The organism is Floridaenema evergladense BLCC-F167, assembly GCF_041929205.2.
Lineage (GTDB): Bacteria > Cyanobacteriota > Cyanobacteriia > Cyanobacteriales > Aerosakkonemataceae > Floridanema > Floridanema evergladense.
Map to the genome: position 1 here is coordinate 4,359,005 of NZ_CM171625.1, position 14,101 is coordinate 4,373,105.

16 protein-coding genes and 2 pseudogenes are annotated in these 14,101 nt (G+C 39.1%); 12 read left to right on the top strand and 6 right to left on the bottom strand.

The features are described 5' to 3' along the window. Positions 1–241: 241 nt before the first annotated feature. Both ACE1CA_RS21365 and ACE1CA_RS21370 read left to right on the top strand, forming a co-directional pair. Positions 242–1,062 (top strand): annotated as a pseudogene (locus ACE1CA_RS21365) (Rpn family recombination-promoting nuclease/putative transposase). 85 nt (positions 1,063–1,147) lie between these two features. After that, positions 1,148–1,993 carry a M20/M25/M40 family metallo-hydrolase gene (locus tag ACE1CA_RS21370; protein WP_413280185.1) on the top strand — a complete coding sequence of 282 codons (846 nt, stop codon included), beginning with the start codon at positions 1,148–1,150 and terminating at the stop codon, positions 1,991–1,993. Here the strand turns inward: ACE1CA_RS21370 and ACE1CA_RS21375 are convergent. Further along, positions 1,988–2,476: a DUF4214 domain-containing protein gene (locus ACE1CA_RS21375; RefSeq protein WP_413280184.1), complete on the bottom strand. Its 489-nt coding sequence runs from the start codon at positions 2,474–2,476 to the stop codon at positions 1,988–1,990. The genes ACE1CA_RS21370 and ACE1CA_RS21375 overlap by 6 nt on opposite strands. 20 nt (positions 2,477–2,496) lie before the next feature. Then, positions 2,497–3,030: a DUF4214 domain-containing protein gene (locus tag ACE1CA_RS21380; protein WP_413280183.1), complete on the bottom strand. Its 534-nt coding sequence runs from the start codon at positions 3,028–3,030 to the stop codon at positions 2,497–2,499. A 183-nt stretch (positions 3,031–3,213) separates the two neighbouring features. Here ACE1CA_RS21380 and ACE1CA_RS21385 point away from each other — a divergent pair, with 183 nt between their 5' ends. Beyond that, complete coding sequence (locus ACE1CA_RS21385) at positions 3,214–3,681, top strand: MarR family winged helix-turn-helix transcriptional regulator (protein ID WP_413280182.1); 468 nt, start codon at positions 3,214–3,216, stop codon at positions 3,679–3,681. Between the two features lie 326 nt (positions 3,682–4,007). Then, positions 4,008–4,997, top strand: a complete 990-nt coding sequence (locus ACE1CA_RS21390; RefSeq protein ID WP_413280181.1) for an aldo/keto reductase — start codon at positions 4,008–4,010, stop codon at positions 4,995–4,997. A gap of 183 nt (positions 4,998–5,180) precedes the next feature. Here ACE1CA_RS21390 and ACE1CA_RS21395 read toward each other — a convergent pair. Beyond that, positions 5,181–5,522, bottom strand: a pseudogene (locus tag ACE1CA_RS21395) (transposase); the annotation flags it as partial. Positions 5,523–5,728: 206 nt separating this feature from the next. On the opposite strand from ACE1CA_RS21395, the gene ACE1CA_RS21400 reads away from it, so the two are divergent. Beyond that, a complete protein-coding gene (locus tag ACE1CA_RS21400; protein ID WP_413279213.1) occupies positions 5,729–5,902 on the top strand; it encodes a DUF6888 family protein in 174 nt (57 codons plus the stop codon). Further along, positions 5,899–6,105: a DUF6887 family protein gene (locus tag ACE1CA_RS21405; RefSeq protein WP_413279212.1), complete on the top strand. Its 207-nt coding sequence runs from the start codon at positions 5,899–5,901 to the stop codon at positions 6,103–6,105. Before ACE1CA_RS21400 ends, ACE1CA_RS21405 begins: the two co-directional genes overlap by 4 nt. A gap of 149 nt (positions 6,106–6,254) precedes the next feature. On the opposite strand, the gene ACE1CA_RS21410 is transcribed toward ACE1CA_RS21405, so the two are convergent. Further along, positions 6,255–7,721 carry a helix-turn-helix domain-containing protein gene (locus tag ACE1CA_RS21410; RefSeq protein WP_486517471.1) on the bottom strand — a complete coding sequence of 489 codons (1,467 nt, stop codon included), beginning with the start codon at positions 7,719–7,721 and terminating at the stop codon, positions 6,255–6,257. Between the two features lie 192 nt (positions 7,722–7,913). Between ACE1CA_RS21410 and ACE1CA_RS21415 the strand changes: the two genes are divergently transcribed. Then, entirely contained in the window at positions 7,914–8,462 is a 549-nt protein-coding gene (locus ACE1CA_RS21415; protein ID WP_486517472.1) for a hypothetical protein, read from the top strand. A 401-nt stretch (positions 8,463–8,863) separates the two neighbouring features. On the opposite strand, the gene ACE1CA_RS21420 is transcribed toward ACE1CA_RS21415, so the two are convergent. Beyond that, positions 8,864–9,097 carry a hypothetical protein gene (locus tag ACE1CA_RS21420; protein ID WP_486517473.1) on the bottom strand — a complete coding sequence of 78 codons (234 nt, stop codon included), beginning with the start codon at positions 9,095–9,097 and terminating at the stop codon, positions 8,864–8,866. 84 nt (positions 9,098–9,181) lie between these two features. Next, entirely contained in the window at positions 9,182–9,967 is a 786-nt protein-coding gene (locus ACE1CA_RS21425; protein ID WP_413278206.1) for an Rpn family recombination-promoting nuclease/putative transposase, read from the bottom strand. A 366-nt stretch (positions 9,968–10,333) separates the two neighbouring features. On the opposite strand from ACE1CA_RS21425, the gene ACE1CA_RS21430 reads away from it, so the two are divergent. From ACE1CA_RS21430 to ACE1CA_RS21450, 5 genes are all read left to right on the top strand, one after another. Beyond that, positions 10,334–11,596 (top strand): NACHT domain-containing protein, encoded by a 1,263-nt coding sequence (locus ACE1CA_RS21430; RefSeq protein ID WP_413278207.1) that lies wholly within the window; start codon positions 10,334–10,336, stop codon positions 11,594–11,596. 144 nt (positions 11,597–11,740) lie between these two features. Then, positions 11,741–12,067: a 2Fe-2S iron-sulfur cluster-binding protein gene (locus ACE1CA_RS21435; protein WP_413278208.1), complete on the top strand. Its 327-nt coding sequence runs from the start codon at positions 11,741–11,743 to the stop codon at positions 12,065–12,067. Between the two features lie 6 nt (positions 12,068–12,073). Beyond that, positions 12,074–12,265, top strand: coding sequence for a hypothetical protein (locus tag ACE1CA_RS21440; RefSeq protein WP_413278209.1), 192 nt, complete (start codon positions 12,074–12,076; stop codon positions 12,263–12,265). Between the two features lie 2 nt (positions 12,266–12,267). Further along, positions 12,268–13,383 carry a DUF3326 domain-containing protein gene (locus tag ACE1CA_RS21445; RefSeq protein WP_413278210.1) on the top strand — a complete coding sequence of 372 codons (1,116 nt, stop codon included), beginning with the start codon at positions 12,268–12,270 and terminating at the stop codon, positions 13,381–13,383. A 10-nt stretch (positions 13,384–13,393) separates the two neighbouring features. Next, a complete protein-coding gene (locus ACE1CA_RS21450; protein ID WP_413278211.1) occupies positions 13,394–13,996 on the top strand; it encodes a CPBP family intramembrane glutamic endopeptidase in 603 nt (200 codons plus the stop codon). Positions 13,997–14,101: the final 105 nt, after the last annotated feature.

The following is a 14,101-nucleotide window of genomic DNA, read 5'->3' on the forward strand; positions in this document are numbered from 1 at the left end:
TTATCTTTTGGCCAAGGGAAAGTAGCTAGAGCGCCGTATCCCTTACATCTATAGGCGCAAGTTTTCAATGGACTTTTAGGGTCTGGAGAAATGAACTCACCAAAATACTCGCATCTTTTTTGCGGAGACTCACTACCATCACTATTATTAGGATATTTTTCATCCACGCTTGCATACCCTAGATGCTAATTTTAATATCTTACCAAACCCTAAAACAACTTTTTCAAAAGCTAATTCACCATTGAACACTGACAACCTTTGTAAATACCTCGCCGAACAATACCCAAATGAATTTATCAGTTGGCTATTTCCATCAGAAACTTCTAGCGTCCATGTACTTAAAACGGAACTCAGCCAAGAACCAATTCGTGCTGATTTTCTCACTTTATTGCAATCTTCAAACTTAATCTTTCACCTGGAATTTCAAACTTTACCAGCATCAGATCCGCCTTTGCCATTTCGGATGTTGGATTACTGGGTGAGGCTATATCGCCAGTATCGTTGTGAAGTCGAACAAGTGGTAATTTTTTTGAAAGCTACTACCTCAGAAGCAGCTTTTACTAACGAGTTTAATGCTGCTAACACTTCACATCGTTATCGAATTATCCGAATGTGGGAGCAGATCCCGCGCCACTTTTGGCAAATCCTGCGCTTTTACCTCTGGCGACACTAGCACAAACTGATTCACCCCAAAGTTTACTTGCTCAAGTTGCCGATCGAGTAGCTAATATTGAAGAAACCCAGAAACGGCAAAATCTGGCAGCTTGTGTATATGTCCTTGCAGGTTTGCGCTTTGACAAAAGTTTAATTCGTCAACTATTCAGAGAGGAAATTATGCTGGAATCTGTCACTTATCAAGATATTCTAGAACAAGGACAACGACGAGAAGCAATATCAATGATTATCCGTCAGCTTCCCCGTCGAATTGGTTTGCTTACTCCCGAAATGCAAGCGAGAATTCAAGCTTTATCGATCGCACAATTAGAAGATTTAGGAGAAGCACTATTAGATTTCTCTCAACCAACCGATTTAACCAATTGGTTAGAATCCCATCAGTTATAAATAAGCAATAAAGTCCGCGCAGGCGGACTTCGTTTGTGTAGCCCCAGATTTCCAATCTGAGGGAATTTATCAGGAGAAGTAACCCATGAGTTTAACAGAAAGATTAGAAGGACATCTGACTCAAATTGTGCGCGATCGCGATCCTTACCTCTCATCAGCAGGTCATTTTTACGTACAGCAATATATCCGCGAACAATTCCAACAATTGGGAGAAGTGGAAACTCACGAATTTGCTATTAGAGGGCAAACTCACCAAAATTTGATTTTAAATTTACCACCTTTAACTAACAATCAAAAACAATCTCCCCCAATTTTAATCGGCGCACATTATGATGCTGTACCAAATTGTCCGGGTGCAGATGATAACGCTACTGGTGTGGCTGTATTGTTGGAATTAGCAAAAGAATTTGCGGCTAAACCTTTGAAATATCCCGTGCGATTAGTTGCTTTTGATATGGAAGAATATGGGTTACTCGGTAGTCAGGAATATGCAGCTAAATTAAAGCAAGAAAATCAACCTTTGCGCTTGATGATTTCTTTGGAAATGTTGGGTTATTGTAATCATAAGCCTAACTCTCAACGTTATCCAGCGGGATTAGAAAAGTTTTACCCAAATACAGGGAATTTTATTGCTTTAATTGGTAATTTAACGACTATTCCTGACTTAATTAAACTGAGTCGCAATATCCGCAAAAGCGGTACTCCTGCGGAATGGTTGCCAGTCCCAAATCAAGGCAAAGCTTTGCGGCAAACTCGGTTGAGCGATCATGCTCCTTTTTGGGATAATGGTTATCGAGCGATGATGATTACGGATACAGCTTTTATGCGAAATCCTCATTATCATCAAGTTAGCGATCGCATCGAAAATCTTGACTTAAATTTCCTTACCGGAGTCTGTCTTGGCTTAGAATTTGGTTTAAGCAAATTATGATTGATTTTGGCGAGATTTTCTCTCAATTTCCTGACGATATTTTTCCAAATATAGCCGAATTCGAGCCAAACTCGTGCCTTTAGCTAACGCATTTTTCCAAATTTCTAGACCTTTTTTATCTACATCGCGACCTAACACTTCTTGATACATTTGGTTAATCGCTGCTTCTGCATCTCGACTATAAGCAATGTCACGGCGAATGTCGCAAATAGTCCTGTACCTATCTAACTCTTTTGTCCAAGTTATTAACCCTAGATAATCAACTTCTCTCCCCAATACTTCGATGTAAATTTGATTAATTTGTTCGATGTCTGAAAGTTTTCCTAAATGTCCCTGACGTTGCCGTTCTGGGCTACCTCTTAATATTGGAGAAAGAAGTTCTTGCCAACCACAGTCAAGTGCTTGAACGGGTTTTGCTAAATTACTGAGTACCAAAAAAGCAGAAGTAGCTATTACGAAATCACTAAAACTTTTAGCTTTCATGGCTAATTTTGCCTGATTGATTATCTTCTATTTCTGGCTTCTGGACTGCGTTCGATCGAACGCTCTACTTCCCGCAAGCTTCTACCTCTAGCTAATTCTGATTGCCATGTTCTTAAACCATTTCGATCGACATTTCTTCCCAAAACTCGCCGATAAATCTCGTTAATTTTAGCTTCTGCTTCTTGACTGTACGCTAATTCCCGGCGCACATAACTCAGCGACCTACCTCTTTGTAACTCTCTTGACCAAGTTCTTAATCCTTCACGATCGGCATTCCGTCCTAAAACTTGGCGATACAATCTGTTAACTTCATCATAGTACTGGGAACGCCCATCGCGATCGTACCGATCGTATCTGTCCCGGTCGTACCGATCCCGGTCGTAATCATATCTCTGTTTATTTCTTGGCTCAGCATTATTAATTTTTTGGTCATTGAGACTGACGTATTTATCTTTCTTAACAATCTCTTGAGCATTAACTGATTCTGCTGGGCTAAAATATGCTAATGTGAGCGCGATCGTTATTCCTGCTCTGATGACCGAAGCTAATTTCATATCTTTATCCTGCTTTAGTGAAAATTATTTAATTCGAGTTTAAGTTATTTGTGTAACTCAGACCATTTTTTTTTAATCTTATCAAATATTAATCAACTTGGCTGAAGCTCAGTTCTTACTTGACGTTCCTGTACATATATCTTATACTTAAATTAAGCACACTAAGTAATTTAAGGATGCTAAATGCCTACTCCATTTGTGGAACAGAAGTTATCGAGGGGGTGGCAAGAGGTTTTAGCACCGCACGGTATGGGATACCGAATCAAGCTACTATCTCAACTGCTAGCACGTAAATTCCAAGAGCGACTTGACCCTTACGGTTTAACCCCTTTTCACTGGGTTGTGTTGTGTTGTTTATGGCAAGAGGACGGCTTAGCGACTTCTAGCATAGGTGAAAAATTGCAACAGGTGGGGGGCACTTTGACGGGAGTACTCGATCGCATGGAACAGCGAGGACTAGTGCGCCGAGAGCGAGATACCAGAGATCGTCGAGTTTGGCGAATTTGGCTAACCGATGCGGGAAGAGAGTTGAAGTTCGTCTTACCACCAATTGCTGAAGAATTACGGGAAGAAGCTTTTCAAGGCATCCCAGACACCCAGCGCCAACTACTTTCGGAAACGCTGGATTTAGCGATCGCTAATCTCTCCTAATTTGCAGAAGATTAGTTGATATGGCTAAGGGATGACGCTCTAGTTGTTTAATTTTTGGAAAATGGTACGCATACTAAATAAATAGATTCGTAATTAAAGCTAAAGACGCTAAATATTCAAGATTACTTAACGAATTTACCAAGAGACTGAATTATGAACCGCACAGGTCGAGTTGATAGTTTTTCGATCGGGATTTACAGATTCCTAGATTAATCCTTTCGATTAATCCCGTTCATCAATCCTGCTGATTAATCCTGTTCATCAAGTAAATCCATAAATCCTGATCCTTTTTTGTTAGCCTCTAATAAGTAGCGATTTCCAGAACTATGAAATACCATCAATTAGGCAACAGTTCTTTAAATGTTTCCAGCATCGGATTAGGGTGTATGGGAATGTCCGAATTTTATGTAGGTGGCGACGAACAAGAGTCAATTGCTACCATCCATCGCGCCTTAGATTTAGGTGTAAATTTCCTCGATACTGCGGATATGTATGGTGTAGGGAAAAATGAAGAATTGGTGGGAAGGGCAATTAAAAATCGCCGGGATGAAGTGATTTTAGCTACTAAGTTTGGCAATGTTCGATCGCCTGATGGAGGTTTTTTAGGTGTGAATGGAACACCGGAATATGTCCGCCAAGCTTGTGATGCTAGTTTACAACGTTTGGGAATCGATGCGATCGATCTTTATTATCAACATCGAGTCGATCCCAACGTGCCAATTGAAGAAACTGTAGGTGCAATGGCAGAGTTAGTGCAAGCGGGAAAAGTACGTTTTTTGGGACTTTCGGAAGCTGCGTCGGGAACAATTCGACGGGCAAATGCAGTGCATCAAATTACAGCTTTACAAACAGAATATTCTCTTTGGACTCGCGATCCTGAAGATGAAATTTTACCCACTTGTCGAGAGTTAGGAATTGCTTTTGTCGCTTATAGTCCTTTAGGTAGAGGTTTTTTAACTGGTGTATTTAAAAGTATTGATGACTTAGCACCAGATGATTGGCGACGCTATTCGCCTCGCTTCCAAGGAGAGAATTTTCAAAAGAATTTAGACTTAGTAAAAAAGGTTGAAGAATTGGCGAAAGCAAAGGGTTGTCAACCTTCCCAATTAGCTTTAGCTTGGTTGTTAGCTCAAGGTGAAGATATTGTGCCAATTCCGGGGACAAAAAGAATCAAATATTTAGAAGAAAATGTGGCAGCAGCAGAAGGAATTGCTTTAACTTTAGAAGAGTTGGAAATGATCGATCGCATCGCCCCCAAAAATGTCGCTTCAGGAGAACGTTACCCAGAATACGCCATGAAAGCGGTTAACCTTTAACCAGGATTACAATTTCATGTTTTGTTGATTATATAGATTAATGTAGAGACGTTATATATAACGTCTCTACAAAATTTCTGGAGATTCTTACTTAAGTTATAAATTAATTTTTCAACTGTTCCCAAAACCAATTTTTAAGTAATAATTAAAAGAAATGTTACAAGCAAGTATGGCTATTATCCCTCTTCTGTCACTTTCCGAATTAAGCACTGTAATCTTCTTGCCATCTAATGCTTTCTTTAGTTTTTCTAATCTTCTTTGTTTTAATTTATCTACCGACCAATCAGAATTGGCTATAAAATGATGTAATGATTGGGCTGAGTTTATACTTACAACTTTCGCTATCTCTGGTAATGATTTTCTTTTGATTGGTGACATTATTCCCAAATGTAAATATTTGAAGCACTCATAATTTCTTACTTCCTTAAACAGGTCTTTATACTCTGCACAATATTCATCTATAAGCGCAACTGTTGGATGAGCATCTCTTGGCAAATGCTTGAGGATTTGTAATTCTACATCCATTGCTCTACTTACCTTTCAGAGTTTTCTTTGTTCATTCTTTTATTTAGAATACCCGGAAAGTGACAAAAGAGGGATACAACGTCTCTACAAGTGTTCTAGATAACGCTTTAATTTCTGTATATTGAATACAAGAACAAGGTAAACTTAAATTAGCTGATGCAAATGCAATCTGAGTATTATTTAACGTCTCATTGTAGAGAGGAGAGATGCCAACTACAGCACAGGCATTAAAATGTTTTCAGCTTTGTTGTGACCTTACTAGCAAATACTGTTCCATAGATTTAATCACCCTAGATCAACGTACTGGCAACGTAGTGATTCTAGCCAGGGAAGAAATTAACATTGAAATTGATCTTAATGGAGAGTGGAGATTCGTATGAGTACAAAACCCAACTTTGAAGCAATGACTAAGCATGAATTACGAACCTACATTTTAGAACATCGAGAAGACGAAAAAGCCCTTCATGCTTATCTTGATAAACTTCATACAGAAAACCCTAACCCACGAATTTATAATCCTGAAGAAAATGTAGCTGATGCAGTTTCCGAGTACCTAAAGCAACGACAAAATCAAGAAAGCTAGAAATGCAAAGACTGACATAAATTAACTAGCGAGGTGAACCTAAATGTAGGGTGCGTTAGTACAAGGTAACGCACCTTTTCCGATCGCCACAAAACTACTTATTCATTCGACAATGTGGAAGTCATATTATTTTAGTTCGCAACGCGGATTTACTGTGGGTAGTTAGATATTTTTTGCGATTGAATGTATTGTTTGAGTATGGAATTGATTTGAAAGTACGATCGCTCTCCCATCTCCTTTCTCTCAACTAAACTCCGTCGCCCTAATGATTGAATAGCTTGCCAAATTTCAGATTTTGATAATTCAATATTAGCAGGTTTTTGGGAAATATCTACTGCTTCAGCTTGATTTGCTAACCAATAACTCACTGTTTTTTCTGATTCGGATAAACGCTCTAAGTGAGTTTCTAACAGTGGTTCTATCTCACCTAAATATACATCATTTTGTGCTAAAAAATGGAAAACGCTACCGTTAAATAGTTCGTTAATTGTTGCGGCTATAATATTTAACCAGCAAGGATGACCTTGATAATTTGCAATTAATTCTGACCATTTTTCTTCATCAGTTAATCGTTTTTCTCGCAATATTTCTTCTGCTTGTTCTCTCAACCCTTGCAAATGTAATGTTTGTACAGGTCTATTTTCTGCTTCTAATGCGGTAATTTCTCTGGGTTTTTCCCAACAGAGGAGGATTAAACAACTATAGTGAAATGATGTGGCTATTTGTTTAAAGAATTTGCCATAATCTTCATAATCAGTTAAATATTGTCCAGCTATTTGACCGCTTTTAAATATATTCTGCACATCATCAATAATTACTAAACAGCGAGAGGTGCGAAAATAATCAATAATTGTAGGTAATGGGGTTTGTTGGGGTTGGAAAAAGAATTGTTTTAGTTCAGTTTGTAGGGTGGAAAGTGTGGGAAGATTGTTAAGGGTTCGCCAAATAATATAATCGAATTCGGTTTGGATTTGTTCGATTAGTTTCAGGGCGATCGTACTTTTCCCAATTCCACTTAATCCATATATTGTAATTAAGCGAGTGTTTGCTTCTAATATCCATTGTTTCAGGGTGGAGAGTTCGGTGGTGCGATCGTAAAAGTTAGTTATTTCTGGTGCTTCTGTTAGATTGATGATGGGCGATCGATCTTTTGTGTGGGGTGTTGGGGGGGGAGAGTGCGATCGAGTATTTTTATCACAGATATTTATGTTACCATAACTCACTGCTATTTGTACACTATCAACATCAACAACACTAATATTAGATAATTCAGCTTGTTCTAACAAAGAGCAAACATTAGATTTTTTTACATCTTCTCCAATCACATCAGATAAAAGTTTCCATAATTTCCATGCTTCTTTTTTCACATGATCGTAACTGCGATGATTATTTTTCGCTATTTCTTCATAATTTTGGTGTTGCCAAACACCTTCTAATATAGATTTTTGTAAAGAATCGAGATGCTTTCCCGTTTTAGCTAATACTTCTTCATCAGTCCATTTCAAAACTTCTTCAATGTCCATCATTAAAGCGAGATTATTTTTGCCTAATCCCACTTTATCACACTTTTTACCCGCATAAAACCTAAATCCTACTTTTTCCTCCAATTCTCCCACTTAAAAAAGTTAAAATTCCCACTAAATCCCATATTTAAGCTTTGACAATACAGATTTTATACTGTTAGCTTATATAAAGTAATACATTGAAATCGTGTTTGTTTTTGGCAATACAGATTTATTAGTGCCTCGAAACCAAAATAATTCTCAAAACTAAAACAGCTTGTAAGGATTGATTAGGAGAGATTTCTTATGGATTTTTTATTTGCCATACCAATTGCTATTTTGCACTTGATATCAAGTTTATTTTCTTGGATTTTCAGTATTATTTCTTGGCTTATAGGTATTGTTTTATTACCATTAAAGCTAGTTTGGGGTGTATTTACAGGAATTTTTAAGTTCATAATTTCGGTATTTTTAGCCCCATTTTTATTATTTTCACACCCAGTAAATGTCCCAACAGCGCAAGCTGCTGTCCCGACCGTTCCTGTAATTCCTAATAGCAGACTTGAACAAATCTTTAATGATATCCAGCAGCTAGAATTAGCAGGCAGACGAATGGAACCTTTAAGAGCTAACGGAGACTTGGCACAGTGCGGTAGTAAGATGCGAGAATACCAATACCAAGCCGAAGATTTAGTTCAAAGAACAAATGATCTACCTATAAAATATAAAATAACATTGGGTGCAGCAGCTACAAGGCTTAAATCATGCGTTTCTTGTTCACCTTTTGCCCAAGATTCCTGCGATAGAGTTGCCGAGGATCTCAAAGATTATCAATTGGTAATGAGTGAAGAGTAATAAAAAACTAAGACACTAGATAAGCATGATTTCTTACCTCATTATTATTTGATTTTCGCAAAGCACTTTGCAATTATTTCTTTATTTAGTTCTCAAGTGCGTGCGATCGGAGACAGAGAAATTGCCCAAGCGGGAGTTCTTACATAATCATTCTAATATTTTTTCCAGTCCACTTGTAGGGGCGGTTTTAGCAAAAATTTTTTGCTTCTTACAGATAACCTTACAACAAAACCCGCCCCTACTTAAGCTATTAGCCTGAAAATTGATTTCCGGGCGAGTGTGGCAAAAAATCCAAGATGTTAGGTGTAGGTGTAAGGTGCGTCAGACAAGAAAATAATGATTTCAACCCTTCCCTTAAAACTCTGATGCACCCTACAGATTAATTCAAATTAGCTAATTGTTTAGTTCAAATTGTTAATAAATTGTCGCACTTGCTCAACATCAAGCTGGAGAATATTAGCAATTTTTTCCACAGACAGTCCTTCTTTCAATAACTGAGGAATTGTCTCTAATTTTGCTTCCAGCTTTAATTCTTGAGCAAATCGGGTTTTTCGCAAATCCTCAACGCCAAACATAGCTTCTAACTCCTGACGACTCATTTGGGGTAACTTCGCTAAAACAATAACTTCCAACAAATTTAACAATTGTAATCGATAAGGTGCATCGGCAAATAGTTGTCGGTTTTTGGATTAAAAATCCCGTTTAGATCTCCTAATTCTTTAGTTTAAATTGTTTAAAATTTCCTGTATTTGTTCTACGTCTAATTCTACAACTTCAGCAATCTCTTCGACAGATAAACCTTTGCTTAATAATCGAGAAACTATTTTAAGTTTTGCTTGTTGCTCCGCCTCTTCAATCAATTCTTGAGCAAAACGGGTGTTTCGCAAATCCTCAACGCCAAACATAGTTTCTAACTCCTGACGACTCATTTGGGGTAACTTCGCTAAAACAATAACTTCCAACAAGTTTAACAATTGTAATCTATAAGGTTCATCGGCAAATTGTTGTTTGACTTGGGCAATTAACCGAGTTACTCTCTGTAAAAGTTGTTTCTTTGTAGCGACAACTAATTGAATGATTTGCACACCTAAAGGAGTGGTTTCATTGACTTCTATTTCATTCAAATAGATGCGCCTAACCAGGGGAGAATCTAATAACGGTTGAACAGACTCTCTTTGTCTGACTGTCGGTTCAATGCTACGACTCCTGAAAATAATCATAGCACGCCACTTTAAAGCTGGGTCATTGTCTCTGAGATAGGTAAATATTTCGGAAAATAAACGCAGATAAATTTTCGGGTCTTTTTGAAATTGGACTTCGGTAAAATATATCGGGTTTTCGAGGTTTTCGGGTAAAAATACGCCGTCGATTCTAAAAGCAGTTTGTTTTAATTCTACTGAATCAAAACGGTAATCGTTTACTAGTTCTGGTGATTCTCCCCACAATTCAAAGAAAGTTTGGGGTAACTCTTTGAAAATGCGATAAAAAATGTGATCTGTTTTCATCTATGGTTAAATTTAAAAACTTTGGGATATGAAGTAGAATTTATCACACTCACAGGTTAAAGGATTACAATTATTTACTTATTTAGTTCTTGGGTGGGTACGATCGCATACACAGTTCTATATTGTAGAGACGTTATATATCAATCTCTACAAGTATTCTTTAGTTTCTGGAGAAGTCTATTAGCTATTTATCCTGATCGGCAGCTTGGGTAAGGAAGAAAAGTTTTACTTATCATCTGCATTATCAGTTAGGCATCTATCGGAGTAAATTAATTTTGACTAAGGTAGTAACATTTTGGATAACTCATGGCAAAATATCCCTAAGTTTTACCTTAACTTGTTCCCTGTTATCCCCTGTTTACCGCAATGAAACATTCTAAGCAAAGCGTTCGCGATCGCAATAAGTTGCTAGAAGCCGTCAACATCGAAGTCCAAGCACGGCTGGAACAATCATTGCACAAAGCCATTCAGATTCACATCCTCAAACAAGAAAAACCGCAACAAATACAGCGACTTTGGGATGTAGATGTCAAAATAGGCAAACGTCCAACAGTGAGGTTATCACCTCAAATTACCATTGCTCAAGTCTTTAGACAAAGTAGCGGTAAATTACTAATTTTGGGTAGCCAAGGTGCGGGAAAAACTACCTCTCTGTTAGAATTAGCACAAGATTTAGTAGAAATTGCTCAAGCTAATTTTGAACAGCCTGTTCCAGTTATTTTGAACTTAGGATCGTGGAAAAACAGTAAACAAACTATTCCAGATTGGTTAATTGCTCAAATAAAATCTAAATACCATATTTCCCAGAATTCAGTTAAATTATTAGTTAACAATCAACTAATTGTACCGTTACTTGACGGACTTGATGAACTAGATTTAGGACAACAGGATTTATGTCTTAGAGCAATTAATCAATGGCTAGGTTCCGAAACTCGCCCGAAAAACATGGCAGTTTGTACAAAGTTAGAAGATTACAAAAAATGCCGGACAAAGTTACGCTTGCATGGCGCTACTTTTTTACATCCTTTACATGAACAGCAGATCCAAAAATATTTGGTTGCTTGTAGAAGTAAAGAACTTTGGGAAGTACTTAAAGATGAACCACAATTTATAGAATTAGCCAAAAATTCTCTACTATTAAATATGATGATTTTGGCTTATGAAGAGTTGCTAATTCAAGCTTGGAAGCGGCTAAATTCGGAACAAGAAAGACGGGAATATTTGTTAAACGCATATATCCGGCGAATGTTAAGTTGGAATCTAAAATCTCTTTACTATCGGGAAGGAAAGGAACCAAGACCAGAAAATGCTAGACCTTGGTTGGTTTATTTAGCTACAAAAATGAATGCAGCTAAAGAAACTGAAGTTTCGCCCGACAAATTAGACAAAACTTGGCTGCAAACTTCTGGGCAAAAGTCTTTATATCGACTAGGGATGATTTTAACTTTTGGCGGAATTTTGGGCATGAAAAAGGTTATTTTACGCCGAATCCTCAGCAAAAATAAATGTATTCCCCGGAACTATTCCCAGTTTTACAACTATGCCAGCGAGCGTTTTCTCTTGCAAAAAATTGGTAATAAATATCGATTTGTCCATGAAATCTTGCAAGAACACATTGCCAAAATGTGATATGTAGCAGAGGAATGAAGTTTTTGCTCGATCGCCAATCCCCAATCCCCAATCCCCAGTCCCTAGTCACCAAAACCAAGGTAAAATGCTTGTTTGGGGTAAAACCTACCCTGTCAATAATAAAAAGATTGTCAAATTTATCCAATGACGAAAACTTACAAGGTTGAAATTCAACACCAAGGCCAGACTTATACTCTGGAAGTACCGGAAGATAAACAAATTCTTCGCGCTGCTTATGCTGCGGGAATAGACTTGCCAAGTTCTTGCAATGCTGGAGTTTGTACGACTTGTGCGGCGCAAATTTTATCAGGAAAGGTGGATCAAAAAGATGGGATGGGCGTTAGTCCTGAACTTCAGGCGAAAGGTTATGTTTTACTTTGTGTGGCTTATCCCCGATCGGATTTAAAGATTGTGACTGAGAAAGAAGACGAAGTTTATGACTTACAATTTGGACAGCCACAGAAGAAATAGAAAGTAATGACTACGCACTTTATCACTGCCGAAATCGATCTCCAAGCTTCTCCTGCTAAACTGCATCAAGAAATTGTTGCAGAGTTAGAAAAACGTGGGGAACCTCTACGTTGGGCAATTACTAATGTAGATGTTCAGGAAGAGAAAGTGAGTGTCGAAGCGATCGTCACTACAACCACCGAACCAGCGAAAGATTAACCTTGTTTCAGCGTCCTTATACAGTTGTCTTGCTTGTCCCTACCGGAATTGGGGCGGCAATAGGTGGCTATGCGGGGGATGCCTTACCAGTGGCGAGGGCGATCGCTTCCTGTTGCGATCGCCTCATCACCCATCCCAACGTCCTCAACGGAGCCATGTTATATTGGCCTTTGCCTAATGCTTTCTACGTCGAAGGCTACGCTTTAGATCAATTCGCCGCTGGAAATTGGGGACTAAGCCCAGTACATCAAAATAAAATTGGGCTAATTCTCGATCGCGCCATAGAACCAGAACTCCAACTCAGACAACTACAAGCCGCTGATGCTGCCAGGGCAACTTTAGGATTAAATCTTACCGAATATATAGTTACCGATGCACCTTTGGGTGTGGAGTTGCGAATTTCTGGAGCGGGGATATCATGGGGAACGATCGCTAACCCAGATAGTTTACTTAGAGCAGCGGAAAAATTGATTAGTCAAGCTGGGGCACAAGCGATCGCAGTTGTCGCCCGTTTCCCCGAAGACATCGAAAACGCCGCCCAAGAAAACTACCGACAAGGCAAAGGCATAGATCCGATCGCAGGTGCCGAAGCAGTTATCAGCCATTTAATAGTCAGAACCTTTCAAATACCCTGCGCCCACGCCCCCGCCCTCAACTCCTACCCCCCCGCTCCGCAACTTTCCCCCCGTTCCGCCGCCGAAGAACTAGGCTACACCTTCCTACCCTGCGTCTTAGTCGGCTTAAGTCGCGCCCCGCAGTTTGTAAGCAGAGGAGCAGAGGAGCAGAGGGGAGGAGAATTCAAAACTCAAAACTCAAAACTCAAAACTCCCCGACCTCCCCAGTCCCCCACAGACATTTGGGCAAACCAAGTAGATGCTCTAGTCATACCAGCTAAGGCTTGTGGTGGGAGTGCTATACTAAGTTTCAGCCAACTGGGAGTGCAAATCATTGCTGTTGCAGAAAACCAAACCCAGATTCAAGTCCCTCCAGAACCGCTGGGCATGAAAGTATTGCGAGTAAACTCATACTTAGAGGCACTGGGCGTTTTAGTCGCCCATAAAGCAGGTATTAATCCATCTGCTCTGTGCCCAGCCATCTCGTCCATTCGTAGTCTTTAGAAAAAACTGTGTGAAAGATCCATTACCGAACGAACCGGAAATTGAACCCTTGACTCGCTCCCAACTCTTAGTAGCTATGGGAGTAACAGCTGTAATCTTACTGGTACTTGCTAAACTATGGCTGCAACTAGGTTCTGTTTCCCTTTTATCCATCAAGCTAACAGCGTTAGACGCAGTATTAGGCTTAGGTGTAGGCTGCTTAGTTACTGGCGCAAGTTCTTTAGTTTATCGTCTGTGGCCTGCTTATCGCAAAAGTGCGGATTTATACTTGAATGTGGTCTTAAAACCCTTATTATGGCCTGATTTAATTTGGCTGGGATTATTGCCTGGTTTGAGTGAAGAGTTGTTATTTCGTGGTGTAATGTTACCTGCTTTGGGTTTAGATACTTCTGCGTTAGTCGTGTCTAGCCTCTGTTTTGGCATTTTACATTTGAGTGGTTGGGAACAGTGGCCTTACGCAATTTGGGCAACTGTGGTAGGGTTACTTTTAGGCTTCTGCGCCCTCTCCACAGGCAATTTATTGGTGCCGATCGTAGCTCATGTCTTTACTAATTTACTTTCTAGTTTCCTGTGGAAGCTAGACAAGGGGGGAACCTCAAATTCTCTTAGCTAAATAGGACTCATATCATGTCCGGTTAATCAACCATAATATCCTTTATCCAAAATCCTGTCGGGACGTTGCATCCCACGTCCCGACAGGATTTTGTAGCAGTGAAGG

What these genes read in the sequence shown, in the direction of transcription:
- ACE1CA_RS21415 (WP_486517472.1), top strand. Translation starts at nt 7,914, where the DNA reads ATGGATTTTTTATTTGCCATACCAATTGCTATTTTGCACTTGATATCA.
- ACE1CA_RS21380 (WP_413280183.1), bottom strand. Translation starts at nt 3,030, where the DNA reads ATGAAATTAGCTTCGGTCATCAGAGCAGGAATAACGATCGCGCTCACA.
- ACE1CA_RS21430 (WP_413278207.1), top strand. Translation starts at nt 10,334, where the DNA reads ATGAAACATTCTAAGCAAAGCGTTCGCGATCGCAATAAGTTGCTAGAA.
- ACE1CA_RS21370 (WP_413280185.1), top strand. Translation starts at nt 1,148, where the DNA reads ATGAGTTTAACAGAAAGATTAGAAGGACATCTGACTCAAATTGTGCGC.
- ACE1CA_RS21425 (WP_413278206.1), bottom strand. Translation starts at nt 9,967, where the DNA reads ATGAAAACAGATCACATTTTTTATCGCATTTTCAAAGAGTTACCCCAA.
- ACE1CA_RS21375 (WP_413280184.1), bottom strand. Translation starts at nt 2,476, where the DNA reads ATGAAAGCTAAAAGTTTTAGTGATTTCGTAATAGCTACTTCTGCTTTT.
- ACE1CA_RS21435 (WP_413278208.1), top strand. Translation starts at nt 11,741, where the DNA reads ATGACGAAAACTTACAAGGTTGAAATTCAACACCAAGGCCAGACTTAT.
- ACE1CA_RS21405 (WP_413279212.1), top strand. Translation starts at nt 5,899, where the DNA reads ATGAGTACAAAACCCAACTTTGAAGCAATGACTAAGCATGAATTACGA.
- ACE1CA_RS21390 (WP_413280181.1), top strand. Translation starts at nt 4,008, where the DNA reads ATGAAATACCATCAATTAGGCAACAGTTCTTTAAATGTTTCCAGCATC.
- ACE1CA_RS21385 (WP_413280182.1), top strand. Translation starts at nt 3,214, where the DNA reads ATGCCTACTCCATTTGTGGAACAGAAGTTATCGAGGGGGTGGCAAGAG.
- ACE1CA_RS21440 (WP_413278209.1), top strand. Translation starts at nt 12,074, where the DNA reads ATGACTACGCACTTTATCACTGCCGAAATCGATCTCCAAGCTTCTCCT.
- ACE1CA_RS21400 (WP_413279213.1), top strand. Translation starts at nt 5,729, where the DNA reads ATGCCAACTACAGCACAGGCATTAAAATGTTTTCAGCTTTGTTGTGAC.